General features: G+C 67.4%; 20 protein-coding genes. 4 read left to right on the forward strand and 16 right to left on the reverse strand.

The genetic code is table 11. The annotated features are described in order from the left end of the window. The first annotated feature begins 67 nt into the window (after positions 1-67). Genes AC3WMR_RS00265 through AC3WMR_RS00275 form a run of 3 tightly spaced genes read left to right on the forward strand, consistent with a single transcriptional unit; the run spans position 68 to position 2,450 of the window. Positions 68-865, forward strand: coding sequence for an IclR family transcriptional regulator (locus AC3WMR_RS00265; RefSeq protein WP_492262212.1), 798 nt, complete (start codon positions 68-70; stop codon positions 863-865). Between the two features lie 24 nt (positions 866-889). After that, the gene (locus AC3WMR_RS00270) at positions 890-1,534 is read left to right on the forward strand and encodes a bifunctional 4-hydroxy-2-oxoglutarate aldolase/2-dehydro-3-deoxy-phosphogluconate aldolase (protein ID WP_492262213.1); all 645 of its coding nucleotides are present in this window, start codon (positions 890-892) and stop codon (positions 1,532-1,534) included. Then, positions 1,527-2,450, forward strand: coding sequence for a sugar kinase (locus tag AC3WMR_RS00275; protein ID WP_492262214.1), 924 nt, complete (start codon positions 1,527-1,529; stop codon positions 2,448-2,450). Before AC3WMR_RS00270 ends, AC3WMR_RS00275 begins: the two co-directional genes overlap by 8 nt. A 105-nt stretch (positions 2,451-2,555) precedes the next feature. Here AC3WMR_RS00275 and AC3WMR_RS00280 read toward each other — a convergent pair whose 3' ends face one another. Together AC3WMR_RS00280 and AC3WMR_RS00285 are read right to left on the reverse strand one after the other, a co-directional pair. Next, positions 2,556-2,684: a hypothetical protein gene (locus AC3WMR_RS00280; RefSeq protein WP_006226408.1), complete on the reverse strand. Its 129-nt coding sequence runs from the start codon at positions 2,682-2,684 to the stop codon at positions 2,556-2,558. Between the two features lie 817 nt (positions 2,685-3,501). Next, a complete protein-coding gene (locus AC3WMR_RS00285; protein WP_492262215.1) occupies positions 3,502-4,458 on the reverse strand; it encodes a LysR family transcriptional regulator in 957 nt (318 codons plus the stop codon). A 225-nt stretch (positions 4,459-4,683) separates the two neighbouring features. Here AC3WMR_RS00285 and AC3WMR_RS00290 point away from each other — a divergent pair, with 225 nt between their 5' ends. Continuing rightward, complete coding sequence (locus AC3WMR_RS00290) at positions 4,684-5,619, forward strand: glycosyltransferase family 2 protein (protein WP_492262216.1); 936 nt, start codon at positions 4,684-4,686, stop codon at positions 5,617-5,619. A 66-nt stretch (positions 5,620-5,685) separates the two neighbouring features. On the opposite strand, the gene AC3WMR_RS00295 is transcribed toward AC3WMR_RS00290, so the two are convergent. The 14 genes from AC3WMR_RS00295 to AC3WMR_RS00360 form a co-directional block, all read right to left on the reverse strand. Continuing rightward, entirely contained in the window at positions 5,686-6,426 is a 741-nt protein-coding gene (locus AC3WMR_RS00295) for an ABC transporter ATP-binding protein (RefSeq protein ID WP_492262217.1), read from the reverse strand. After that, a complete protein-coding gene (locus AC3WMR_RS00300) occupies positions 6,423-8,219 on the reverse strand; it encodes a branched-chain amino acid ABC transporter ATP-binding protein/permease (RefSeq protein WP_492262218.1) in 1,797 nt (598 codons plus the stop codon). The genes AC3WMR_RS00295 and AC3WMR_RS00300 overlap by 4 nt, the downstream gene beginning before the upstream one ends. Then, the gene (locus AC3WMR_RS00305) at positions 8,216-9,256 is read right to left on the reverse strand and encodes a branched-chain amino acid ABC transporter permease (RefSeq protein WP_492262219.1); all 1,041 of its coding nucleotides are present in this window, start codon (positions 9,254-9,256) and stop codon (positions 8,216-8,218) included. Before AC3WMR_RS00305 ends, AC3WMR_RS00300 begins: the two co-directional genes overlap by 4 nt. A 208-nt stretch (positions 9,257-9,464) precedes the next feature. Continuing rightward, complete coding sequence (locus tag AC3WMR_RS00310) at positions 9,465-10,613, reverse strand: ABC transporter substrate-binding protein (protein WP_025136780.1); 1,149 nt, start codon at positions 10,611-10,613, stop codon at positions 9,465-9,467. Between the two features lie 185 nt (positions 10,614-10,798). After that, positions 10,799-11,527, reverse strand: coding sequence for an SDR family NAD(P)-dependent oxidoreductase (locus tag AC3WMR_RS00315; protein ID WP_492262220.1), 729 nt, complete (start codon positions 11,525-11,527; stop codon positions 10,799-10,801). A 22-nt stretch (positions 11,528-11,549) separates the two neighbouring features. After that, complete coding sequence (locus AC3WMR_RS00320; protein ID WP_492262221.1) at positions 11,550-12,335, reverse strand: cyclase family protein; 786 nt, start codon at positions 12,333-12,335, stop codon at positions 11,550-11,552. A gap of 45 nt (positions 12,336-12,380) precedes the next feature. Continuing rightward, complete coding sequence (locus tag AC3WMR_RS00325; RefSeq protein WP_492262222.1) at positions 12,381-13,622, reverse strand: SDR family NAD(P)-dependent oxidoreductase; 1,242 nt, start codon at positions 13,620-13,622, stop codon at positions 12,381-12,383. Further along, positions 13,619-14,794 (reverse strand): thiolase family protein, encoded by a 1,176-nt coding sequence (locus AC3WMR_RS00330; protein ID WP_492262223.1) that lies wholly within the window; start codon positions 14,792-14,794, stop codon positions 13,619-13,621. Before AC3WMR_RS00330 ends, AC3WMR_RS00325 begins: the two co-directional genes overlap by 4 nt. Then, on the reverse strand, positions 14,791-16,422 hold the full coding sequence (locus tag AC3WMR_RS00335; protein WP_492262224.1) for an AMP-binding protein: 1,632 nt from the start codon (positions 16,420-16,422) through the stop codon (positions 14,791-14,793). The genes AC3WMR_RS00330 and AC3WMR_RS00335 overlap by 4 nt, the downstream gene beginning before the upstream one ends. Before the next feature lie 9 nt (positions 16,423-16,431). Then, the gene (locus AC3WMR_RS00340) at positions 16,432-16,923 is read right to left on the reverse strand and encodes an aromatic-ring-hydroxylating dioxygenase subunit beta (protein WP_492262225.1); all 492 of its coding nucleotides are present in this window, start codon (positions 16,921-16,923) and stop codon (positions 16,432-16,434) included. Beyond that, positions 16,920-18,239 (reverse strand): aromatic ring-hydroxylating dioxygenase subunit alpha, encoded by a 1,320-nt coding sequence (locus AC3WMR_RS00345; RefSeq protein ID WP_492262226.1) that lies wholly within the window; start codon positions 18,237-18,239, stop codon positions 16,920-16,922. Before AC3WMR_RS00345 ends, AC3WMR_RS00340 begins: the two co-directional genes overlap by 4 nt. Before the next feature lie 26 nt (positions 18,240-18,265). Next, positions 18,266-19,243, reverse strand: coding sequence for a PDR/VanB family oxidoreductase (locus tag AC3WMR_RS00350; RefSeq protein WP_492262227.1), 978 nt, complete (start codon positions 19,241-19,243; stop codon positions 18,266-18,268). A 24-nt stretch (positions 19,244-19,267) separates the two neighbouring features. Then, positions 19,268-20,824, reverse strand: a complete 1,557-nt coding sequence (locus AC3WMR_RS00355) for an indolepyruvate oxidoreductase subunit beta family protein (RefSeq protein ID WP_492262228.1) — start codon at positions 20,822-20,824, stop codon at positions 19,268-19,270. Positions 20,825-20,835: 11 nt separating this feature from the next. Next, on the reverse strand, positions 20,836-23,064 hold the full coding sequence (locus AC3WMR_RS00360; RefSeq protein ID WP_492262229.1) for a thiamine pyrophosphate-dependent enzyme: 2,229 nt from the start codon (positions 23,062-23,064) through the stop codon (positions 20,836-20,838). Positions 23,065-23,395 lie beyond the last annotated feature (331 nt).

Raw genomic sequence — 23,395 nt, forward strand, 5'->3', positions numbered from 1 at the left:
CTGATATTCGCGCGGTTTGCCTTGCGCATTCTGCATAAGCATTGTTAACGCTGGGCATCTTCCCAACATGGGGGTGGTCGTGTCGGAAACCAAGGTGGCGGGCGCTGCGGCGTTCGCCAAGTTCATGACGGTGCTGCAGGCGGTGGCCGACGCCCCGCATCCGCCCACGGCGGCCGCGCTGGCGCGCAGTTGCGGCTATCCCCGGCCCACCGCCTACCGCATCGTGGCGGCGCTGGCCGAGCAGGGCATGGTGGCCGAAACCGACGGCGCCTACCGCCTGGGGCCGCGCCTGCTGGCCTTGGCCAGCCGCGCCTGGTCGCAGTTCGACCTGCGCGCCGCGCTGTCGGCCGACTTGCAGGCCCTGCGCGACGAAACCGGCGAAACCGTGCACCTGGCGGTGCCGGCCGGCGCCGAAATGATCTACATCGACAAACTCGAAAGCCCCGGCCCGGTGCGCATGGCCTCGCGCGTGGGCGCGGCCGTGGCGCTGCATTCCAGCGCGGTGGGCAAGGCCTACCTGGCGGCGCTGCCCGAGCCGGCGCGCGAACGCCTGCTACGCGACCTGCCGCTGGCATCCCGCATGCCCGGCACGCTGTCGACGCTGCCGGCCCTGCGCGCGGCGCTGGCCGACACCGCCGCGCGCGGCTATGCCCTGGACAACGAGGAAAACGAGCCCGGCATCGCCTGCTACGGCGTGGCGCTGCGCGACGCCGCCGGCCAGCCGGTGGCCTGCGTCAGCGTCAGCACCTTGCTGTTCCGGCGCCGCGACGATCCGCAAGCCGCCTATATAGAACCCCTGCTGCGGTTGCGCGATGCCGCCTCAGCCAAACTCGCCGTGCTGCCCGTGCCGTCCGGCGGCGCCTGAACGACCCCGTCCCCGAGGAAATCCATGACCGCTGCTCCCCTTGCTTCAAAGCTCGCCGCCCTGCTGGCCGCCCGGGTCGTGCCCGTGCTGCGCTACACCGACGCCGCCACCGCCGCCTATGCGGCCGAAGTTGCCGTGGCCGCCGGCTGCACCACGTTGGAACTGACCTGGACCATTCCCGGCGTGACCGACCTGGTGCGTGCGCTGCGCGACAAGCACGGCGCCAGCCTGCTGCTGGGCGTGGGCACGGTATTGAATGAAGAACAGGCGCGCGAGGCCCTGGTGGCCGGCGCCGACTTCCTGGTGTCGCCCGCCCTGGCCACGGACATCGTGGATATGGCTCACGCCGCCGACGCCCTGTGCCTGCTCGGCGCCTTCACGCCCACCGAAGTGCTGGCCGCACGCCGCGCGGGCGTGGACGTGGTCAAGGTGTTCCCGGCCGACACGGGCGGCCCCAAGCACCTGGCCGCGTTGAAGTCGGTGTACCCGGACACGGTGTTCTGCCCCACGGGCGGCATTACGGCCGAAAACATGAACACCTATTTCGCGGCCGGCGCCGGCCTGGTCGGCATCGGCAGCAACCTGTACGACAAGGCCGCCTTCGCCGCCCGAGACACGGCGGCGCTGGTGGCGCAGATTACCCGCACCCGCGAGGCCTCCCATGGCTGATTTCGATATCGTCGCGCTGGGCGAACCGCTGGTCGAACTGAACCAGACCCACCAGGACCAGCTGCAATACCTGCAAGGGTTCGGCGGCGACACGTCCAACGCGGTGATCGCGGCGGCGCGTCAGGGCGCGCGCTGCGCCTACCTGACGCGGGTGGGCGACGACACGTTCGGCGCCCAGTTCCTGGCGCTGTGGCAGGCCGAAGGGGTGGACACGTCGGGCGTCGAGGTCGACGCCTCGGCCCACACGGGCCTGTATTTCGTGCAGCACGGCCCCGACGGCCACGCCTTCAGCTACCTGCGTCGCGGCTCGGCCGCCAGCCTGATGACGCCCGCCAGCCTGGCCGGCGGCCTGATCGAGCGCGCCCGCTTCCTGCACGTCTCGGGCATCAGCCTGGCGATCAGCACTAGCGCTTGCGATACCGTCTTCGCCGCGATGGCCCGCGCCCGCGCGGCCGGCGTCGAGGTCAGTCTGGATTCGAACCTGCGCCTGCGCCTATGGCCGCTGGATCGCGCCCGCGCGACGCTGCGCGAAGCCCTCTGCCATGCGGACCTGTTTTTGCCGAGCATGGACGACATGCAGCACCTGACCGGCAACGACGACCCGGAACGCACGCTGGACTGGATCCGCGACGCGGGCGCGACCGGCGTGGTGGTACTGAAACTGGGCAAGGACGGCTCGATCATCGACGACGGCAAGACCCGCACGCCGGTGGCGGCGCTGCGGGTGGACGCGGTGGATGCAACGGGCGCGGGCGACTGTTTCGCTGGCAGCCTGCTGGCGCGGCGCTGTCAGGGCGACGGCTGGGTGGACGCGGTGCGCTATGCGAACGTGGCGGCGGCGCTGTCGACGCTGGGTTATGGCGCGGTGAATCCGCTGCCCAGGGCAGAGCAGGTGCTGGCAAAGCTGAAGCGCTAGGCCTCGGAAATCCCGGCCCCAAAAGGAAAATCCCCGTCAGGCTCGCGCCTGGCGGGGATTTTTCGATCAAGCTACCCAGGCAAAGCCCGGGCAATCAGCGGTCATTCAGACGCGCTTGATCTTTTCCAGCATCTTGAAAACACCCTTGGGCGACTTGACGAACAAGCGCTTGAAGGCCTTGCCCAGGCAACGGCGTTCCAGGGTGTTACGACGCACGCGTTTGCGTTCAGCCATGTTGATTCTCCTGTTGAATTTGCGGAAATCGGATTTGCGGTTGGAAGGTCCAACTTGCGGTGCTTCCAACCGACCGCACAACCGGATACTGGGCTGGCGGGGAAATTGGGTAACTCGGTATTCTAGCTTGAAATTTGGTGGAGCGCTAATTTGGGTTTTTGGGGGGCTGTGCTTCTTGGGGCGGGCGTCGAGCTTCGTAGGTCGCCCCTCGCGGGGGTGGCATGCGGGGTGGGCGCCCACGATTGCGGTCCGGAGCCTTCGCTCCGAACTTCCCCGTCGTCATCGTCGTTGTCGCCTTCGGCGACTGCCTTCCGATTCCCTCGGGCGCATCGAGGTTGCCCACCCCGCATGCCACCCCCGCGAGGGGCTACGTGCGTCTCGGTTTGTCGCGCTGCTGGACCTGTGGTCAGGGCATGAAACCTACGGGGCCGCCAAGCCGCGGCCGCGCGGGCGGCCACGTTTGGCATTCGTGTTGCTGACTGTGTGGCGGGGGCGCTTCGCGCTGGTGGAGGTAGGGGTTCTTAAGGTTACGCAATTATTTTTGGGGGGGGCGGTGATGGGCGGCGCGGCATGGGCTGGCTTGCGCGTGACGACTGTCTCGCGCGCCGCCCATCGGGCGCTGCGCATTCATGTCGAACGCCACGGCATCCGCGCCGCTAGAAGACCGGGGCTGGTCGGGCGTCAATTCAACAGGTGACCAAAACGCGCGCGTGCTCCGCAAGCGCGATAGCGGCATCGGGGTACGCAAGACGGCGCCCACCCCACACCCACCCCGTCACGCGCGGCTCAAGAACTCAAACCGCTGTAAACAAAAAAACTACTCAGCCGGCCCCAACTTAGGCCGAATGAAATCCATAAACGCCCGAGTCTTAGCCGGCTGAATACTCGAAGGATAAACAACATAGATAGAAATAGGATCCACCGACCACCCCGGCAACACTCGCCGCAAAGAGTTCCTCTTGATGATCGGATCCAACGCCTGACAATGGGGCATTCGGGTAATGGCCAGGTCCAGACCGGCCAGCGTTCCTGCGATGCTCATATTGTTGGCGGCCAGGTGGCCGCTCACGGGAATCCGCTCGCTCACCTTGCCGTTGTGCAGCGTCCAGTGGGAATGGGCGTCGTCGATCGTCGTGCGCAGGCATTGGTGTTGCGTCAGGTCGCTGGGCGTCTTCGGCTCGCCGAAACGTTCCAGATAGCGGTCCGAGGCGTACAGGTAATTGTCCAGCGACACCAGTTCCTGGATCACTGCGCCGTCGCTGCGCGGCGTCACTGCGCCGTTGCCGTTGTCGAGGCTGGCGGTTGGGTAATCGCTGTTGCGGCCGAATCGCAGCACGATATCGAACGGCGTGCCTTGTGCGTCCGATGCCGTCATCATGCTCAGGTCGAACTCGCATTCCACTTCCGGATAGCGGTCCGTGAAATCGTTGATCGTTTCCGGCAGCAGCCAGATGGCCAGGCTGTAGGGCATCGATACCCGCAGGTTGCCCGAGGGGCCGCCCGACAGCGTCTGAAGTTGTTCGTGCGCCAGGCGCGCTTCGTCGATCAGGCCCTGGCAGCGGCTCATGTAGGCCGCGCCCGCTTCCGTTAGGTCCAGGCGGCGCGTATTGCGGTTGATCAGGCGCAGCCCGATCGCCCGTTCCAGCTCGTTGATCCGGCGTGACAGCGTGGACGTGGGCATATTCAGCGCGCGGGCGGCCAGGCTGAAGCTCTTGCGCTTGGCAACCTCTACGAACAAGGCGATGTCATTGAGCTGGACGGTCGAAGCTTCCATAGGCATTCCGGTTGGGGCCGCCCGAGTTTACGCCACTCCGGCGCCCGCCCCAACGGCTTCCCAAGCAGGTTGAGTCCGTCCTGGAAGCCGCACATTGTCAGATTTGATTGCAAATTTGCATGCCGTGCCATGGGTTGGCGCAGGCATATCCCCTACACTTCAGGCGAAAACACGCATACCAAGACCGCAGCGGTTATCCGGAAATCGCAAAAGGGCACAGCAGGCATGACTGACACGCCGACGTTCTTTACCGTTCTGACGCCGACCTACAACCGGGCGGGCACCCTGCACCGGGTGTATGAATCGCTATCCCTCCAGACTTTTCGGGATTTCGAATGGGTCATCGTGGACGACGGCTCCACCGACAACACCCACGAAGCCGTGCTCGATTGGCAGCAGCGGGCCGATTTTCCCATCCGTTATGTCTGGCAGAACAACCAGCACAAGAAAACCGCCTTCAACCGGGGCGTGCGCGAGGCGCATGGCCAGTTGATCGTCGGGCTCGACAGCGACGACGAAATGCCGCCTGACGCCCTGGCCACCTTCAAGGCCGCCTGGGACGCCATTCCGCCTGCGCGCCGCGATTCCTACGTGGCCATCACCGGGCTCTGTGCGCGGCCCGACGGCAGCATCGTCGGCGATCGCTATCCGCAGGACGTCTTCGACAGCACCGCCGTCGACGTGTATTTCCGCTATCGCATCAAGGGCGAGAAATTCGGCTGCATGCGCACCGATATCCTGCGCAAATTCCCGTTTCCCGAAGACGTCGCCGGCTTCGTGCCCGAAAGCCTGGTGTGGTGGGCGATTGCGCGAGCGGGCTATCTCAGCCGCTTCATCAACCAGGTCGTGCGCACCTATCACGACACCCCGGGCGGCTTGAGCCAGGGGGCCGTGTCGGTGCGCAACAACGCGCAGGGGCTGTACCTGCTGGCCTGGGACATGCTGCAGCACCACCTGGAATTCTTCCGCTTCCGGCCGCGCGAATTCATCATGGCCGCCGCGCGCTATACGCGGTTCCGGCTGCACCTGAAGCATTCCGGCGTGCCGACAGCCGTGCAGGCCTACCGCCTGACGCAGCCGTGGGCGCGCGTGATGGTCGGCATCATGTGGCCGCTGGGTTATGCGCTGTATCGGCGCGACCGGCGGCGTGGCGTGGCTTGAGGCGCGGGCGCCGGTACACGAATCGTGCTGCCGCATGCGCGGAGGCATCAGCCCCCGCCTGGCCCTTTACGTTGCGGCGGCCGCGTGGCCCAGTCCCAGGTAGACCTCGACCACGCGCGGGTCCACCGCCACCTCGGCGGCGGGGCCTTCCAGCGTGACCGCGCCGGTTTCCAGCACGTAGGCGTAGTCGGCCACTTGCAGCGCGGCGCGGGCGTTCTGTTCGATCAGCAGGATGGACACGCCCATCTCGCGCAGGTGCGCGACGATGCGAAAGACCTCGCGCACGATGCGCGGGGCGAGACCCAGGCTGGGTTCGTCCAGCATCAGCAGGCGCGGCTTGGCCATCAGGGCGCGGCCCACCGCCAGCATCTGGCGTTCGCCGCCCGATAGCGTGCCGGCCAGCTGGGCGCGGCGTTCCTGCAGCCGGGGGAACAGCGCGTAGACCTCGGCCAGTGTCTTGTCCTGGTCGCGCAGGCCGCGGCGGAAGCGGTCGAAGGCGCCCAGCGCCAGGTTATCCTCCACCGTCATTTCGGCGAACAGTTCGCGCTTTTCGGGCACCAGGTTCATGCCGGCGGCCACCATTTCCTCTATCTCGGCGTGTTCCTGGCGCTTGCCGCCGAAGACGATCTCGCCGCGCGAGGGCAGCACGCCCATGATGGCCGACAGCAGCGTGGTCTTGCCGGCGCCGTTGGGGCCGATGACGGTGACGATCTTGCCTTCGTCCACCGACAGGCTCACGCCCGAGACGGCCTCGACCTTGTCGTAGGCCACGCGCAGGTCGCGTACTTCCAGCAGTTTCGCGCTCATTCTTCCACTCCGCCCAGATACGCTTCCAGCACCGCGGGGTTGTGCTGGATCTCGGCCGGCAGCCCCTCGGCGATCTTCTCGCCGAAGTCCATCACCACCACCCGGTCCACCAGTCCCATCACGAAGTCCATGTCGTGCTCGACCAGCAGGATGGCCATGCCTTCGGCGCGCAGCTTTTTCAGCAGCTCGGCCAGCTCGCATTTTTCCTGGTAGCGCAGGCCCGCGGCCGGTTCGTCCAGCAGCAGGATGCAGGGGTCCGATGCCAGCGCCCGCGCGATCTCCAGGATGCGTTGCTGGCCCAGCGCCAGCGAGCCGGCTTCGTCGTGCAGGTGCTTGCCCAGGCCCACGCGTTCGACCTGGCGGGCAGCTTCGGCCAGCAGACGGGCCTCTTCGGCGCGGTCCAGCCGCCAGGCTGCCGGCAACACGCCGCGATGGCCGCGCAGGTGGGCGCCGATGGCCACGTTTTCCAGCACGCTCATGCGGCCCAGAAGGCGCACGTGCTGGAAGGTGCGCGACAGGCCCAGGCGCGCGATCTTGCGCGCCCCGGCGCCGGCCACCGGCTGGCCCAGCAGCGTGACCTGGCCCGAGGTCGGCGTGTCCACGCCCGAGATCTGGTTGAACATGGTGCTCTTGCCGGCGCCGTTCGGGCCGATCAGCGCCAGGATCTCGCCCGCGCGGATCTCCAGGTTCATGGCGTTGTTGGCCACCAGGCCGCCGAACTTGCGGGTCACATCCACCGCCTTGAGCACCACTTCGCCGCGGGGCGGCATGGGCTTGCGCGGCAGCGGCTCGGCCTGCGCATCGACCTTGCGCACGCTTTTCCTGACCGGAAAGCGCCGCGCCAGCACCGGCCACAGGCCGCCGCGGGCACGATGCAGCAGCAGCACCATGCCGAAGCCGAAGATGATGACTTCAAAGTTGCCGGTTTGCCCCAGCAGCTTGGGTAGCCAGTCCTGCAACCATTGCTTGAGCACCGTGAACACGCCTGCACCGACCAGCGCGCCCCAGACCTGCCCGGCGCCGCCGATGACGGTCATGAACAGGTATTCGATGCCCATCTGCAGGCCGAACGGGTTCGGATTGACGAAGCGTTGCATGTGCGCGTACAGCCAGCCCGACGCGCAGGCCTGCAACGCCGCGATGATGAAGATCACCATGCGCGAGCGCGCGGTGTCCACGCCCATGGATTCGGCCATCACGCGGCCGCCCTTCAGGGCGCGGATCGCACGGCCTTCGCGCGAATCCAGCAGGTTGCTGGTGGACCACATGGCCACCAGCAGGAAGGCCCAGATCAGGTAGTAGATCTCGCCGCCCTGGGTCAGCGCCCAGCCGAATAAATGGATGGCGGGTACGTCGGGGATGCCGGTGTGGCCGCCCAGCCCTTCGACCGAACCGAAGGCGAAATACAGCGACAGGCCCCAGGCGATGGTGCCCAGCGGCAGGAAGTGGCCGGACAGCTTGAGCGTGATGGCGCCCAGCAGGTAGGCGATCACCAGCGTCAGTAGCAGCCCGGCCAGCAGCGTCAGCCAGGGCGAGGCGCCCAGCCAGGCCAGCCAGGCGGGCAGGGCGTCGGCCTGGGTGGTGAGCAGCGCGGTGGTGTAGGCGCCCACGCCGACGAACGCGGCCTGGCCGAAGCTGGTCAGGCCGCCGACGCCGGTCAGCAGCACCAGCCCCAACGCCACCATGGCGTACAGGCCAATGTAGTTCAGCAAGGTCACGTAGAACGGCGGCAGGACCAGCGGCGCGGCCGCCAGCAGCGCCAGGAACGCGAGGACGAGATGGCGCGGGGTCATTCTTCTTCTTCCTCGACGTGGTGGCTTTTCAGCGAGCGCCAGAGCAGCACGGGGATGATCAGGGTGAAGACGATGATTTCCTTGTAGGCGCTGGCCCAGAACGAGGAAAACGCTTCGATCAGGCCGACCAGCACCGCGCCGGCGGCGGCCAGCGGGTAGCTCACCAGGCCGCCGATGATGGCGCCGACGAAGCCTTTCAGGCTGACCATGAAGCCGGAATCGAAATACATGGTGGTGATGGGCGCGATCAGGATGCCCGAGACGGTGCCGATCAGCGCGGCCAGGAAGAACGTGGCCTTGCCGGCGAACACCGGCGAAATCCCCATCAGGCGCGCACCCAGCCGGTTGAAGGCAGCGGCGCGCAGGGCCTTGCCGTACATGGAGCGTTCAAAGAACTGGTACAGCACGATGATCAGCAGCGCCGACACCGCCACCACCCACAGCGCCTGGCTGTTGACGTTGATGGGGCCCAGCGTCAGGCTGGCATCGCTGAACGGCGCGGTGCGCGCGCCCTCGGCGCCGAAGGCCAACAGGCCCAGGCCCACCAGCGCCAGGTGCACCGCGATCGACACGATCAGCAGCACCAGCGTCGAGGCGGACGCGATGGGCTGATAGAACAGGCGGTACAACTGCGGCCCCATCGGCACCACCAGCAGCAGCGTCAACAGCGCCTGCACGGCCATCGGCAACTGCGCCAGCGGCAGCCGGTAGAACAGCGCCGCCAGGATCAGCGGATACGCCACCTTGGCGCCGATGCGCCAGGCGCCGCGCTGGCGGCCCGGCCGCTTGGCGCGCGCCAGCAGGTCGGCCACGGCCTCGGCCAGCGCAAAGGCCAGCAGCAGCCACACCAGCAGCACCGGCTTGCCGGCTTGCAGGGCGGCCATGGTCAGCGCGCCGAAGGCGACGAATTCGCCCTGGGGGATGAACAGCACGCGGGTAACGGTAAAGACCAGCAGGATGGACAAGGCCAGCAGCGCGTAGATGGCGCCGTTGGTGATGCCGTCCTGCCCGAGTATCAGGGCGATCTGAGCATTCATCAGTACTTCCGGACAAAACAGACAAACATGACGGCGACCTTATCGTGACCTAAGCGCTCCCCAGCGGGATGCCATGGAGCCGGCTTTGCCGGTCCATAGGCATGCCCCCTGGGGGGAAGCGCGTAGCGCTGCGGGGGGGGGCTCCACCACCGGTCCATAGGCATGCCCCCTGGGGGGAGGCGCGTAGCGCTTCGGGGGGTCTTTACCTTTACTTCACCAGCGTCCAGTTGCCATCCTTCACCGTGATCAACTCACGGCCGCGGTCGTCGAAGCCGCTGTGGTCGGCGGCGCTCATGTTGTAGACGCCCTGGGTGCCGACCAGCTCGCGAGTCTGTTCCAGTGCATCGCGCAGGGCGCTGCGGAATTCCTTGGTGCCCGGCTTGCCGGCCTTCTCGGCCAGCGGAATGGCCTTTTCCAGCAGCAGGCCGGCGTCGTAGACGTTGGCGCCGAAGGTGGCGGGCTTGGAACCGTTGAGCTTCTCGTAGGCCGCGATGTAGTCGCTGGCGACCTTCTTGGACGGGTTGCTGTCGGGCATTTCCGGCAGCACCAGCATCAGGCTGGCGGCCAGCACCGTGCCTTCGACCTTCTTGCCGCCCAGCTTCAGGAAGTCGGGTAGCGCGGCGCCGTGGGTCTGGTAGAACTTGCCCTTGTAGCCCTGGTCGAACAGCGTCGTCTGCGGCAGCACGCTGGCCGCGCCGGGGGCGGCGATCAGCACGGCGTCCGGCTTGGCCGCCAGGATCTTCAGCGCCTGGCCGGTGACCGAGCTGTCAAAGCGCAGATAGCGCTCGTTGGCGGCAATCTTGATGCCCTTCTCGGCGGCCAGGCCCGAGAAGACCTTGTACCAGTTCTCGCCGTAGGGATCGTTCAGGCCGATGAAGCCGACCGTCTTGATGCCGGTCTTGGCCATGTGGTCGACCAGCGCGCGGGCGATGATGTCGTCGTTCTGCGTGGTCTTGAACACCCACTTCTTCTGCTCGTTCATGGGCAGCACCACGGCCGCGGTGCCCACCGGCGCCAGCATCGGCACGCCGGCTTCGGCGGCGAACTGGATCACGCCCATGGCGTTGGGCGAGCCCGACGGGCCGATCAGCGCGTCCACGTTCTGCTCGGTGATCAGCTTCTTGAAGGCGGTGACCGAGTTGGTGGAATCGCTGGCATCGTCCAGCGAGATGTATTCCACCGTCAGGTCGCCGATCTTCTTAGGCAGCAGCGGCACGGTGTTCTTCTGCGGAATGCCCACCAGCGCCGTGGGGCCGGTGGACGAGGACACCACGCCGACCTTGACCTGAGCCAGGGCGGGCAGGGAACACAGCGCGGCCAGGACGGCGGCGGCCAGGGGGAGTTTCTTCGACAGCATGGCAAAACCTCCGGATAGGGAGCGTAAAAGGAGTGCGGCTGAAAAACGGAGAAAACGGGAACTGCGCGGGTACGGCTGGAATTACTTGCGGCTTAAACTTTCTGAGAGGCAAGGCTCAGCACTGTAGACCCGGTCCCCGTGCTTACCTATCCGTCAAAACCCGAAGCGGGCGTGAAAAAGGCCGTTCAGATGGTGATGGAACTGACGCTGGCGCCGCCGCAGACGAACAGCGTCTGGCCGGTGACGAAACTGTTGGCCGGGTCGGCAAAGAACATGACGGCGCGCGCCACGTCGTCCGAACGCCCCAGGCGCTTGACGGGAATGCCATTGGCCAGCTGCTTTTCGCGCTCGCTGCCGGGCTCGATCACCTCGTAGAACATGTCGGTCTGGATCGGGCCGGGCGCCACCACGTTGACGGTAATACCGTAGGGCGCCAGTTCCAGCGACCAGGTGCGGGCCATGCCGACCATGCCGGCCTTGGTGGCGGAATAGGCGGTGCGGGTGGGCAGGCCCAGCGCGCCGCGTGACGACATCATGACGATGCGGCCGAACTTGCGTTCCTGCATGCCGGGCAGGGTTGCCTGCACCAGGCTGATGGCGGCGCCCAGGTGGATCTGCGTCAGGCCATGCAGTTCTTCCTGCGTGACGTCCGGCAGCAGCTTGGGCCAGATCACGCCGGCATTGTGGATGACGTGGCTGACGGGAAAACGCGCCACGATCTCGGCGCCGGCCTGCGCGGTGGCGTCTGCGTCCAGCAGGTCCACCTGCACGTTGTGCAGGCGCGGGTGGCTGAAATCGGCCGCGCGGCGCGCCAGCGAGATCACTTCGTAGCCGGCATCGAGCATGCTGCGGCAGATTTCGGCGCCGATGCCGGCGCTGCCGCCGGTGACGATCGCGACGTTGGATTGAGTCATGCGGATTTCCTTTGCGTGCGGGTCAGGCGCGGGGCGCCAGGGCCAGGACCCGCAACGGGCTGCCCGAGCCGCTGCGGATCTTCAGCGGCGCCGAGAAGATCACGGCGCCGGTCGGCGGCAGCTGGTCCAGGTTGGTCAGGCACTGCAGACCGTAGCGGTTATTGCCGTGCATGTAGTAGTGGCAGGGGTAAGGCGGATTCAGGTGATGCGCCTGGCCGGCGTCGGTGCCCACCGATTCGGTGCCGAAGCCGTGCACGTCGCGTTCCTTGATCAGCCAGGGCACCACCTCGGCGTCGGGGCCGGGCGAATGGGCGCCGTCTTCTTTCATGTTCAGGTATTCGGCGGGCTTGGCGCGCTTTGACCAGTCGGTGCGCATCAGCACCCACGACCGGGCCGGGATGCGGCCGTGCTTTTCTTCCCAGGCCTTGACGAAGTCGATGGTCAGCAGGAAGTCGGGGTTGTCGCGGGCTTGCTCGGAACAGTCGATGACGCAGGCGCCGGCAATGAAGGCGTCCACCGGAATGGTGTCCACCGTGTTGTCCGGCTGGTCCTTGCCCGTGACCCAGTGCACCGGCGCGTCGAAGTGCGTGCCGGTGTGTTCCGAACACGAGAAGTTGTTCCAATACCAGGCCGGGCCGCGCTCGTCGTAGCGCGAAATCTCTTCGATGCGGAACGGCCAGGCCTGGCCGAATTCCGGCGGCAGCACGATGGTCGGGAATTCCGGCGTCAGCGTCTCGGTCAGGTCCACCAGGCGGATGCGGCCCGAAACCAGTTCGGTCATGAATTGGGCAAGAATGGGTTGGCTCATCTGTTGCTCCTTTTGGTTTTCGTGTCGTCGGGCGTGGGCCGGCCGTCAGGCGCCCAGTTCCCGCTCCAGTCCCTTGGGGTTTTCCGCCAGCCGTGCGCGGAATTCCTGCGCCACGTCGCCGACATACACGTCTTCGACGCCGTCTTGCAGCGCGCGCACGATGGCGCTCGCGATGGCCTTGGGCGCCACGCGCGGGGGCGGCGTGCGCTGCTCCCATTCATGGTCGACCGGGCCCGGAAACACGTTCACCACCCGCACGCCCGCCGGCCGCATCTCGGCGCGCAGGCACTGCGCCAGCGACAGCGCGGCGGCCTTCGAGGCCGACCACATGCCGCGCGACGGCAGGTTCATGTGGGCGTAGATCGACAGCACATTGACCCAGGCCGCCGCGTTGTTGACGCCATCGGCCGCGCGGCCACACAACGCCGGGCCGAAGCCTTGCGCCAGCCGCATCAGGCCCAGCACGTTCACGTCCATGGCATCCCGGGCGGTGTTCACGTCGCGCCGGTCCAGCAGGCCGCCTTCGCGTTCCAGGTCGGCCGTGTTGACCAGAATCTCGACCTTGCCGCCGATGGACGCCGCGGCGCGTTCGACGGAATCGGAGTCGGTCACGTCCAGCGCCAGCACCTGAACCCGCGGGTCGGCCGCCAGTGCATTGAAGCCGGCGTCCTGGCGCCAGGCCTGCGGATCGCCTAGAAACACGGCCGGGCTGCCGGCGTCCAGCAGCGCGCGCGCCACTGCCTGGCCCACGGCCGACTTGCCGTCGGTGACCAGCGCGCGGCGGAACTTCGGATCGCACGAGGTTTCGCGCAGGGTCTTGTCATCTTCCATGTTCGGCGTATTCCTTTCGGGCAGGGCGATCATCACGGCCTGGCCGGCGCGGTCCAGCTTCAGCGCCAGCCGCACGCGGGCGCCGTCGGCGCAGTCCTGGTGGACGTGGGCCACGACCGAGGGGCCGGCGTCCATGCGCACGGTGCCCACGCGCCAGGGCAGGCGTTCGCGGAAGTACAGGTCGTTGCTGTGATGCAGGGTGGTGCTGACCAGCAGCACGCCATGAGGATCCGCCGGCCGCCACGGCAGGCGGTCGGACAGGCAATGGCTGCAGGCGTCGCGCGGCGGATATTGCACCGCGCCGCAGTCGGCGCAGGTCTGCAGGTCGAAGCGGCCTTCGGCGGCCGCGGCCGTCAGGCCCAGCGCGGCGCGGCTGCGAGCGCCGGGCGGCAGGGTCGGCTGGCGGGTGCGCGCCACCGGGTTCTTGCGCGGCGGCTTGGCTAGCGGCTCGGTCATGCGTCGCTCCTTGCCAGGATGGCCGCGGCGGTGCACAGCCCGCGGTCGTAATTGATCATGCCGAAGCCGCTGACCAGCCCCAGGCGCGCGCCGGCCACCTGGGTGCCGCCCGCCGTGCCGGTCAGTTGGCGCAGGGCTTCGACCATGCCCAGGTAGCCGCCGGCCGCGCCTGCCTGGCCCACCGACAACTGGCCGCCGTTGGTGTTGAAGGGCAGGCTGCCGTCCACCGTGAAGGTGTTGGCGCGCACGAACTCGGGTGCCGCGCCCTTGGCGCAAAAGCCCAGGTCTTCCATCTGCATCAGGTTGATGACCGGGTAGTCGTCATAGGCCTGCAGGAAATCCATGTCGGCCGGCGCGGCGTTGGCCATGCCATAGAGTTCGTCGATGTCCACGGTCCAGCCGCCGCGGGTCTGGATCGGGTCTTCGATCCAGGCGTTGTGGCGTTCGATGGTGGACAGGATGCGGGCGTAGGGCAGGCCCAGCGCCTGGGCGCGGGCCTCGGTCATGACCAGGAAGCCGTCGGCACCGGCGCAGGGCATGACGCAATCGAACAGGTGGATCGGGTCGGCGATGACGCGGGCGTCCAGGTATTGGGCCAGCGTCAGCGGCTTTTTCATCAGCGCGAGCGGGTAGCGCAGGGCGTTGTCGCGCTGCGCCACGCAGACCTTGCCGAAGTCTTCACGGGTAGCGCCGGTGGCCCGCATGTAGTGCGCCGTCAGCAGCGCGAAGCTGGCGTTGGGGCCGCCCGCGCCATACGGATAGACAGCATCCTGGGCGAAGCGCGAGAACTGGCTGACGGTATTGCGGAACGAGTCGACCTGGTTGGTGTCGCCCGCGATGCAGGCGATGATATTGGCGTCGCCGGTCTGCACCGCGCGGGCGGCGCGGCGCAACGCGGCCACGCCGCTGGCGCCGCCCATCGGAATGTGGTCGAGCCAGCGCGGGCTCATGCCCAGGTGCTGCACCAGGCCCACGGCGGTGTCCGGCGCGAGCGTGAAGCTGGACACGCACAGGCCGTCGACGTCGGTCTTGGCGATGCCGGCCTGGCGGATCAGCGCGGCCAGCGCCCGGCCCAGCCAGCCATGCGCGGCCAGCGTGGAATAGCGCTCGTACGGAATGCTGACGGGCAGGGCCGCCACCACGCCGTCATAACGGGCGCGCGGCGCGGTCATCGGGCGGGCTCCTGGCGCCTTTTCATGGCGGTGGTGTCGACGCAGCAGGCGGTGCCCGGCAGCGTCGGCGCCAGCGTCTTCATTTCGCCGCGCTGGATCTTGTTGGTGGTGGTGAGCGGCAGGCTGTCGACAAACGCCACATAGCCGGGCGCCTTGTAGTAGGCCAGTTGCTGCAGGCTCCATTGCACGATGCCGCGCGCGGCGTCGGCCCGGGCGGCAGCGTCGGCGGGCGCCGTTTCCGCCACCACGCAGGCCAGCACCTCGTCGCCGCGCACCGGGTCGGGCACGGCGGCCACCGCCACGGCCTTGACCAGCGGGTGCTGCAGCAGCACGCTTTCCACTTCCACGGCCGAGATGTTCTCGCCGCTGCGGCGGATCACGTTCTTCTTGCGATCGACAAAGCGCAGCGCGCCGTCGGCCTCGCGCCGCACGATGTCGCCGGTATGGAACCAGCCGCCTTCCCAGGCCTGGTCGGTGGCGTCCGCGTCTTTCAGGTAACCGGCGAAAAAGCCGTAGCGCGGGTCGCTGCCGGCGTGGCGCACCAGCAGCTCGCCCGGTTCGCCGGCCGCCGCATCGCCGCCGTGGTCGGCCACGATGCGAACTTCGACATCGTCTTCTTCGGCGCCGAAGCAGCTTTCGCCGATATGGCGGGGTTCCTTATTGGCGATGATGACGGCGCCCGCGCCGGTCTCCGTCATGGCCCAGGCCTCCAGCAGCGGAAAGCCGAAGCGCGCTTCGAACGGCTGCTGCAGCTTGCGGTCCACGCCTGCGCCGAAGCCGAAGCGGATGGCGGGCTGGCGGTCTTGCGCGGACGGCTCGGCCTTCATCAGGATGGCCGGCATCACGCCCAGGTAGTGCAGCACCGTGGCGCGGGAATCGCGCACGCTATCCCACCAGGTCCTGGGGTGGAAGCGATCCAGCGGAATCAGGCAGCCGCCGGTTAGCACCATCGCCATGGCGGAATAGGCCATGGCGTTCATATGCACCAGCGGCAGCGGCGTCAGCATGCGTTCTTCGCCGGGCCGCAGCTCGGCCAGGCCGCCGATGCGCGCATACCAGCCGCCCGCATGCAGGAAATAGCGATTGGGCAGGATGCAGCCCTTGGGCCGGCCGGTGGTGCCGGACGTGTACAGCAGCGCGCATTCGGTCAGTTCGCCGGGTTCGCCGGTCAGCGGTGCGGCAAACGGCGCGGCGGGCGGCGCGTCGTCCGGCGCCATCACCCGCAAGGGGCGGCCCGCGCGTTCGGCCGCGGCCAGCAGGTCGGCATGGCGGTCGGGCAGCGCCACCGCCAGCGCGATCTCGGAATGGCCGGTCAGGTATTCGAGTTCGGCCGCGCGCAGGTCGGGGTTGATGGGCACCACCGACACGCCCAGCGCGTTCAGCGCGAACCAGTGCAGGAAGAAGGCCGGGCGGTTCTCCAGCAGCAGGCCGGCGCGGTGGCCATGGCCGTAGCCGGCCTGGGCGTAGGCGGCGCGCAGCGTCTCGATGGCGCTGGCGGCCTGCGCATAGCCCAGTTCGCCGGCGCCGATGCCGTAGGCCTCGGCCGTTTCCGGCAGGATGCACAGGAAGGGCCTGGCGCCGTGGCGGGCCGCGGTATCGCGGAAAGCCTGATGGACGGTGGTGCTCACAAGCCGCTCCTACATGAACAGTTGGATGTTGCCGAAAGCGGCATCGCAATTGACCAGGTCAACGCGCTTTAACCGGATGCGCAGCGCGCCGTCCTGTTCCACCAGGTGGTGGGTGATCCAGCCGGCGTACAGCGTCTGCGCGTCCTGACGCGTCTCGACATAGTGGAACGCGGTGCGCAGCACGTGGCGGCCTTCGTCGGGGGCGGATTCCGGATGGTCGCGCTCGACGGTGGGCGCCTGCAGCAAGTGGTGGCAGCGGCTCTTGGGCTGCTGCGAAAAGGTGCGCTGGCCGGCCAGGCGCTCGACCCGCACGCGCAGCAGCAGCTTGTCTTCGTACATCAGCGAGGCGTGCAGCCTGGCGTCGGTCTGGCCGTGGGCCAGCGGCATCCAGTAGTAGCCGTCTTCGGAATACAGGTCCAGCCAGTCCTCGAAGCGCAGCTCATCGAGCAGGCGGGCCTCGGCGTAGACGAAATCGATCAGGTCGCGTTCGGAAAAACTCATGCTGCCTCCGTCTGCGTCATGTAGCGGCCCCAGGCGCGGTACTGGTTGCGCATCTGCCATTCGTTGGTGCCGTTGGTGGTCACGTTCTTGCGTCCGGCCTCGTCGGGCGTATATAGCCGGCCGACGTTGACCCAGTCGCGGGCCCGCGATTGCAGCCCGTCCTGCGCGCGCTCGTACATTTCCAGGTCGTCGTGGCCGACCACGGATGTGGGGGCGTTGATCAACCGGTTGTACATGAGGGTGCGTTCCAGCAGCAGGTCGGGCGCGCCGACCAGGCGGAAGGTCCAGGACTCCACCAGTGTGCGGTCGGCGGCGATCGGCTTGAACACGCGCAACGTCTGGATCGGGCCCTTGACCATGATGTTGGGGAAATACACCGTGTTGTGGCGTACGTCGCCCAGGATCTGGTGCGCGCGTTCTTCGCCATAGGCTGCCACCATGGATTCCCAGTAGCCTGGAATGCCGGAATACGCCGCATGGATCGAATCCGACACGCCCGTGTGGCCGTGGCCGTTTTCCCAGACGCGGATGCCCATGTTTTCGAAGAACTCATAGGGCGAGATGAAGGGCGCGAACAGTTCCACCGCCATGGGCTTGGGCGTGCCGGCGGGGGCAGCTTCCCAGACCTTGACGGCAGTGCCGGCCGACGACTCGTGCGCCACCATCGGGTGGCAGGTGTCGGTCTGGTTGTCCACCAGCATCTTCCAGTTGCAGCGGTGCATGTAGCGCAACACGCCACCGGCCACTTCGAGGCGGCCTTCGGGCGAGCGGTCGACCATGTTGTCCAGGGTCGACAGCGCGTCGCCGAAGAAGTCCTCGAACGACTGACCCTCGGGATTCAGGCGGCAGAACACGAAGCCGCGATGGTTGCGCACGTCTTTTACGGCCGCCATGCCCTGGCTGGCTTCGCATTGTTCCAGCCCGGTGTTCTCGTAGCCCTTTTTCAGGGGGATCGACAGCAAGCTGCCGTCGGTCTTGAAGGTCCAGGCATGGTAGGGGCAGCGGAAGAACTTGCCCGTATTGCCGCAGGCCTCGCCCGCCACCATGGTGCCCTTGTGCGGGCAGCGGTTGTGCAACACGCGCACCGTGCGGTCGCTGTGGCGCACCATCACCACCGGCTGGTTGCCGACGGTGGTGGTGATGTAATCGCCCGGGTTGGGAACCTGGCTGTCGTGGCCGACGTAGACCCAGGTGTTGGCGTACAGGCGTTCCATTTCCAGGTCGAACAGTTCCTGGTCGATGAACAGGTCCTTGTGCACCTCGGTCTCGCGCAGCAGGGCGCGGATGGCGTCGGGATTGTCGCGGTATTTGGCCATGCTCGTCTCCTTTCTGCGGACTGGCTCTACAGGTCCAGCACCAGGCGCGCCGACTTGGCGCGCGAAATGCAGATCTGGATGATCTTGCCGCTGGCTTTCTCGGTGTCCGACAGGTAGTAGTCGCGGTGGTCGGGCTCGCCTTCCAGCACGGTGGCCTGGCAAACGCCGCATTCGCCGCGCTTGCAGTCAAACATGGGATCGCAGCCTTCTTCTTCCATGACGTCGACGATGGTCTTGTCGGCGGGAATCGTCAGCACGCGGCCGGACTGGCGCAGTTCCACCTCGAACGGCTGGTCGCCGGCCTGGGGCGCGGCGCTGGCGAACAGTTCGAAATGGATGTGGGCGTCGGGCCAGTGGCGCGCGCGGGCGCCCTGGATGACGGCGTCGATCAGGCCCTTGGGGCCGCACACGTACAGGTGTTGGCGCGGGGTGGCGGCGTCCAGCAGGGCTTGCAGATCGAAGCGGCACGACGGCTCATCGTCGGCGTGCAGGGCCAGCGCGTCGCCGGCCAGGGCCTGCAGTTCCGGCAGGAACGCCAGCTGGTCGCGGCTGCGGCCGCTGTAGTGCAGGCGGAAGGCGCGGCCGGCGGATTTCAAGGCCGCCGCCATGGACGCTACCGGCGTGATGCCGATGCCGCCTGCGATCAGCACCACCGGTTCGTCGCCGGCCGGGGATTCGTGCAGCGGAAAGTCGTTCCTGGGGCCTTCGACGGTCAGCGTGTCGCCCACCGCCAGCCCGTGCATGTGGCGCGAACCGCCCTGGCTGGCTTCTTCCAGCCGCACGCCCAGGCGGTATTCGGCGGGCTCGGCAAAGCGGCCAGCCTCGGGCGCCAGTTGCACCAGCGAATAACAGCGCGGCTCGCGCAGGCCGGGCACCGAGACTTTCAGGTGGGCGCCGGGGCCGAAGGCGGGCAGGGCGCCGCCGTCTTCGCGCGCCAGGCGCAGCGAACGGATCAGAGGCGATTCCTGGCGGATCTCGCGGACGATGAGTTTCAGGGTTTGCACGGCGTTCGTCTCTAGGTTCTGGGGTCAGGCGGCCATTTTCTGGGCCAGTACGTCGGCCAGCTGGCGTTCCATGGGGCCGCATTTCTCGTCGGCCAGCGCGGCTTCGCGCAGCGACCGCAGCGACGCCGCGGCATCGGGCCGGCCCGCCAGTTGGGCCGCGGCCGCGATCAGCTGGCGGTACTTGCCGCCGCCGCGCACGTGGGTGTCGCTGTAGCCCTTGACCAGGCGGCGGCAATTGACCGTTTCCACGGCCAGGTCGTAGTCGCGCGGCGCCAGGCTGGATATCAGGTCCAGCCACTGCGTCAGCGCGGCCGATTCGATCTGGTGGCGCAGCGTGCGACGGCGAAAGCGCCGCATGCCGGCCAGCAGGTACAGCATCATGAAGCCGCCCAGCGTGCCGCTTTGCATGCGGCGGCCCTTGCCCAGGCGCCGCTCGACAAAGCCGCCAAAGCCCTTGGACTGCTCCAGCCAGCGGCCCAGGCCCGCGGGCAGCGTGCCGCAGATCTCTTCCAGCCGCGGATGCATGAATTCGGTGGTGTAGACCAGCTGGTCCGGCTTGGCGCCCACTTCGCTGCGCACGCGCTCGAAGCGCGAGCCGCGGGTCTTCAGGTCGGCCACGCGGATCACGTCGTCGTAGGCCATGGCGGTGGCCAGGTAGCGCGCGGCGGCGCAGGTCAGCGCCCATTGCCTGGCCTCGCCACCGTGGCGCGCGTCCAGTTCACGGATGGCTTGCATGCGCGCCAGGTAATCCTGCGCGTAGGCCAGGTCCTGGAATTCGATCTGGCGGCGCACGCCGGCCACCAGCATGGGCTGGGCACAGGGCGGGAAATCGCGGGCAATGGTGTCCAGCAGCGCCTGCGTGCGCGGGCTGGCGGCGCGTTCGGGCAGCAGCGGCACGGGGCGGGTCAGGTCGATCGCGGCCGGTTGCGCGGGCGCCTGGTCGGCAGCCGTAAAGCCCAGCGCGAAGGCGCGCAGGCTGGCGTCCACGCCGACGCCGGCACGGCGCACGGTGGCTTCATAGTCTTCGCGCGAGAACGGCAGGGCGCCGCTGCCGGCCACCGCGCCGAAGAGGCTGGCGCTGATGACGCTGCCGGCCCGATCGGCCAGGTCCTGCAGGTCAAAGCACAAAAAGCGGCGGGCGGCGGCGCGGCCGGCTTCCAGCACCTTGTTGGGGTCGGCAATGCCGTTGCCGGGCGCCGACTTCTCGCTGACGGCGTAGCTGCGGTGCGACGAGGCGATCAGCACGCTGCGGTCGGGCGTGACCAGGCCGCGCTGGATCGCGCGGCCGCCTTCCATGAGTTCGGCTGCCACCACCAGGTCGACGTCGCCGGGCGTGGGCATCAGCGCCAGCGCGGGCGGACGGCCGGCACGGGCCACATCGGCTTCGGGCAGCAGTTCCAGGTAATAGATGGTGGCGCCGGTGCGCTGGGCCACGCCGGGCACCGAGGTGGTCTGGGCCCACCAGCCGGCGTGTTCGGCCATGTCGACGATCCAGTCGGCCAGCACGCCGCCGCCCTGGCCGCCCATGGCCAGGATAGCGATCTTGATGGGGGTGCCTTGCTGCAATGCCACCGGGTTCATGGGGCGGGTCCTCACAGGGCGAATTTGGCCAGGCGCGCGGCGCGACGGCGCTGCAGGTAGCCGATCACGCCCTGGCGCACGCGCGCCAGGAAACGGTCGCGGCCGCTGGGGTTGTGCACGATGTCGGCACGGTAGAAAGACGGGCACAGCACCGCGGCATGGGCGACTTCGCCGCAATTGCCGCAGCCCACGCAGCTGCTTTCCACGTGCGCCACCGGGTCTTCCTTCAAGGGGTCGCCGCTGTCCTTCACCGTCAGCGACGGGCAGCCCGACAGCCGGATACAGGCGTGGTCGCCGGTGCATACGTCGGGGTCGACGCCAAAGCGTTCCTTGACCACGCGGCGGCCTTCCTTGACCGCCTTGTTGAACAGCGGCTTGATGCGACGCTGCTTGTTCAGCATGCATTCCGACTGGGCGATGATGACTTTGGGGCCCTTGATGTCGGTGGTCAGCGCCTCTTCGATCGTGGCGCGCACCTTGGCCACGTCATAGGTGCGGTCCAGCGTGCGGACCCACTTCACGCCCACGCCGCGCACGGCCTGGTCGATGGGGTTGTTGGTGGACCGGTCGGGGTTCTCGGCGCGGGACGACAGGATGTCCTGCCCGCCGGTGGCCGACGCGTAGAAGTTGTCGACGATGACGATGACGCCGTCGTACTTGTTGAACACCGCGTTGCCGATGCCCGAGGCCAGGCCGTTGTGCCAGAAGCCGCCGTCGCCCATGATCGAGATCGGCCGCTTGGCCGCCGGCACGTTGAACGCGGCCGCGCTGGACGCGCCCAGGCCGTAGCCCATGGTGGTGGCGCCCAGGTTGAAGGGCGGCAGGATCGAAAACAGGTGGCAACCGATGTCGCAAGAAATATGGTGCTGCCCCAGCGTTTCCTGCGCCAGGGTCAGGGCCGAGAAGATCGGCCGTTCCGGACAGCCGGTACAGAAACCGGCGGGGCGGGGCGGCACCACGGCGGCCAGGTCGGCCACCTGCTTGTGGAAGGTGATGGGCTGTTCGGCCGGACGCGGCGCCGGCTTGGGCCTTGCGATCTCGGTGATCTCGAGCTGCGGCGCGGCGCTGGCCTCGCGGTCCACGGCCACCGCCGCATGCGTCTGCAACGATTGCGGGCGTTCACGCTTGAGGAATTCGCGCAGGCCGTCGCGCATGACCTGGGTGGTGTATTCGCCCGCCATCGGCAGCACGTCCTTGCCGGACAGGCGGGTGTCGATGCCTGCCTTGCGCAGCACGGCGTGCAGGTTCTGTTCCAGGTAGTCGGGCTGGCCTTCTTCCAGCAACAGCACCGAACGCTTGCCGCGGCAGAAGTCGATGACCTCGTCTTCGATGACGGGGTAGGCCACGTTCATGACATACAGCGGAATGCGGCTGTTGCCGAAGTTGTCGGCCAGGCCCAGCAGCTGCAAGGCGCGGATCACGCCGTTGTACAGCCCGCCCTGCAGGATCAGGCCGATGTCGTCCTGGTCGCCGTCGAAGTGCTCGTTGAGCTTGTGCGCTTTGATATAGCGGATGGCGGCGGGCCAGCGTTCCTTGATCTTTTCCTGTTCGTGCAGGAAGGAGGCGGGCGGCAGCACGATGCGGCTCGTGTCGCGCGCCGGGCTTTCCAGCGCCTGGGCCAGCGAGAACGCCGGGCGCTTGTTTTCCTTGGCGATGAAGCGGCCGTGCACATGGCAGCCGCGGATGCGCAGTTGCAGCATCACCGGCGTCTTGCTGGCTTCCGACAGCGCGAAGCCGTCTTCCACCGCCTTGACCATGCTTTCCAGGTTGGGGCGAGGGTCCAGCAGCCAGATCTGCGACTTCATGGCGAATGCGTGCGACCGTTCCTGCATGATGGACGAACCTTCGCCGTAGTCTTCGCCGACGATCACCAGCGCGCCGCCGGTGACGCCGCCCGAGGCCAGGTTGGCCAGCGCGTCGGACGCGACGTTGGTGCCCACGGTGGACTTCCAGGTGACGGCGCCGCGTATCGGGTACATGACGGACGCGGCCAGCGTGGCGGCGGCGGTGGCTTCGGATGCGCTGGCCTCGAAGTGCACGCCCAGCTCCTGCAGGATGTCGTTGGCGTCGGCCAGCACGTCCATCAGGTGCGAGATCGGCGACCCCTGGTAACCGGCCACGTAGCCCACGCCGGATTGCAGCAGCGCCTTGGTGACGGCAAGAATGCCCTCGCCGCGAAACTCTTCTCCGGCCCCGATACGCAACTGCTGGACTTCTTTCTTGAAAGACCTTTCAGCCATCTCGAACTCCTCCACGCGGACCGGCTTGCGGGTCCTCAAGCGTTGCTGCTTCGCAGCAAGGCCACGTCACGAAATTTCACTCTGAAAAATACTTTAGGAGTCAACGTTTTAGCTGTCAACAAAAAAGATGAAATTTCATGGAATCAAAAAAATATCACGCTAAAACAAGGGTGTATATACTGGTTGTCCTCAGCATTCGATGCTCGTGAAAAGCCTCTTGATGGTGCAAAAACGGGTTGCGATTCGGGGTATACCCTGTGCTGCGCAACAGCATTGCATCGCGTCATGGCGCGCCTTCGCGCCGCCGTGGTGCAATGCGCCCTGCGGCATG

The sequence above is a fragment of the Achromobacter sp. FW305-C-28 genome, assembly GCF_058783235.1.

Excerpts from the sequence above, each read along its gene's own strand:
- AC3WMR_RS00265 (WP_492262212.1), top strand. The coding sequence starts at position 68 with ATGGGGGTGGTCGTGTCGGAAACCAAGGTGGCGGGCGCTGCGGCGTTC.
- AC3WMR_RS00270 (WP_492262213.1), top strand. The coding sequence starts at position 890 with ATGACCGCTGCTCCCCTTGCTTCAAAGCTCGCCGCCCTGCTGGCCGCC.
- AC3WMR_RS00275 (WP_492262214.1), top strand. The coding sequence starts at position 1,527 with ATGGCTGATTTCGATATCGTCGCGCTGGGCGAACCGCTGGTCGAACTG.
- AC3WMR_RS00280 (WP_006226408.1), bottom strand. The coding sequence starts at position 2,684 with ATGGCTGAACGCAAACGCGTGCGTCGTAACACCCTGGAACGCCGTTGC.
- AC3WMR_RS00285 (WP_492262215.1), bottom strand. The coding sequence starts at position 4,458 with ATGGAAGCTTCGACCGTCCAGCTCAATGACATCGCCTTGTTCGTAGAG.
- AC3WMR_RS00290 (WP_492262216.1), top strand. The coding sequence starts at position 4,684 with ATGACTGACACGCCGACGTTCTTTACCGTTCTGACGCCGACCTACAAC.
- AC3WMR_RS00295 (WP_492262217.1), bottom strand. The coding sequence starts at position 6,426 with ATGAGCGCGAAACTGCTGGAAGTACGCGACCTGCGCGTGGCCTACGAC.
- AC3WMR_RS00300 (WP_492262218.1), bottom strand. The coding sequence starts at position 8,219 with ATGACCCCGCGCCATCTCGTCCTCGCGTTCCTGGCGCTGCTGGCGGCC.
- AC3WMR_RS00305 (WP_492262219.1), bottom strand. The coding sequence starts at position 9,256 with ATGAATGCTCAGATCGCCCTGATACTCGGGCAGGACGGCATCACCAAC.
- AC3WMR_RS00310 (WP_025136780.1), bottom strand. The coding sequence starts at position 10,613 with ATGCTGTCGAAGAAACTCCCCCTGGCCGCCGCCGTCCTGGCCGCGCTG.
- AC3WMR_RS00315 (WP_492262220.1), bottom strand. The coding sequence starts at position 11,527 with ATGACTCAATCCAACGTCGCGATCGTCACCGGCGGCAGCGCCGGCATC.
- AC3WMR_RS00320 (WP_492262221.1), bottom strand. The coding sequence starts at position 12,335 with ATGAGCCAACCCATTCTTGCCCAATTCATGACCGAACTGGTTTCGGGC.
- AC3WMR_RS00325 (WP_492262222.1), bottom strand. The coding sequence starts at position 13,622 with ATGACCGAGCCGCTAGCCAAGCCGCCGCGCAAGAACCCGGTGGCGCGC.
- AC3WMR_RS00330 (WP_492262223.1), bottom strand. The coding sequence starts at position 14,794 with ATGACCGCGCCGCGCGCCCGTTATGACGGCGTGGTGGCGGCCCTGCCC.
- AC3WMR_RS00340 (WP_492262225.1), bottom strand. The coding sequence starts at position 16,923 with ATGAGTTTTTCCGAACGCGACCTGATCGATTTCGTCTACGCCGAGGCC.
- AC3WMR_RS00345 (WP_492262226.1), bottom strand. The coding sequence starts at position 18,239 with ATGGCCAAATACCGCGACAATCCCGACGCCATCCGCGCCCTGCTGCGC.
- AC3WMR_RS00355 (WP_492262228.1), bottom strand. The coding sequence starts at position 20,824 with ATGAACCCGGTGGCATTGCAGCAAGGCACCCCCATCAAGATCGCTATC.
- AC3WMR_RS00360 (WP_492262229.1), bottom strand. The coding sequence starts at position 23,064 with ATGGCTGAAAGGTCTTTCAAGAAAGAAGTCCAGCAGTTGCGTATCGGG.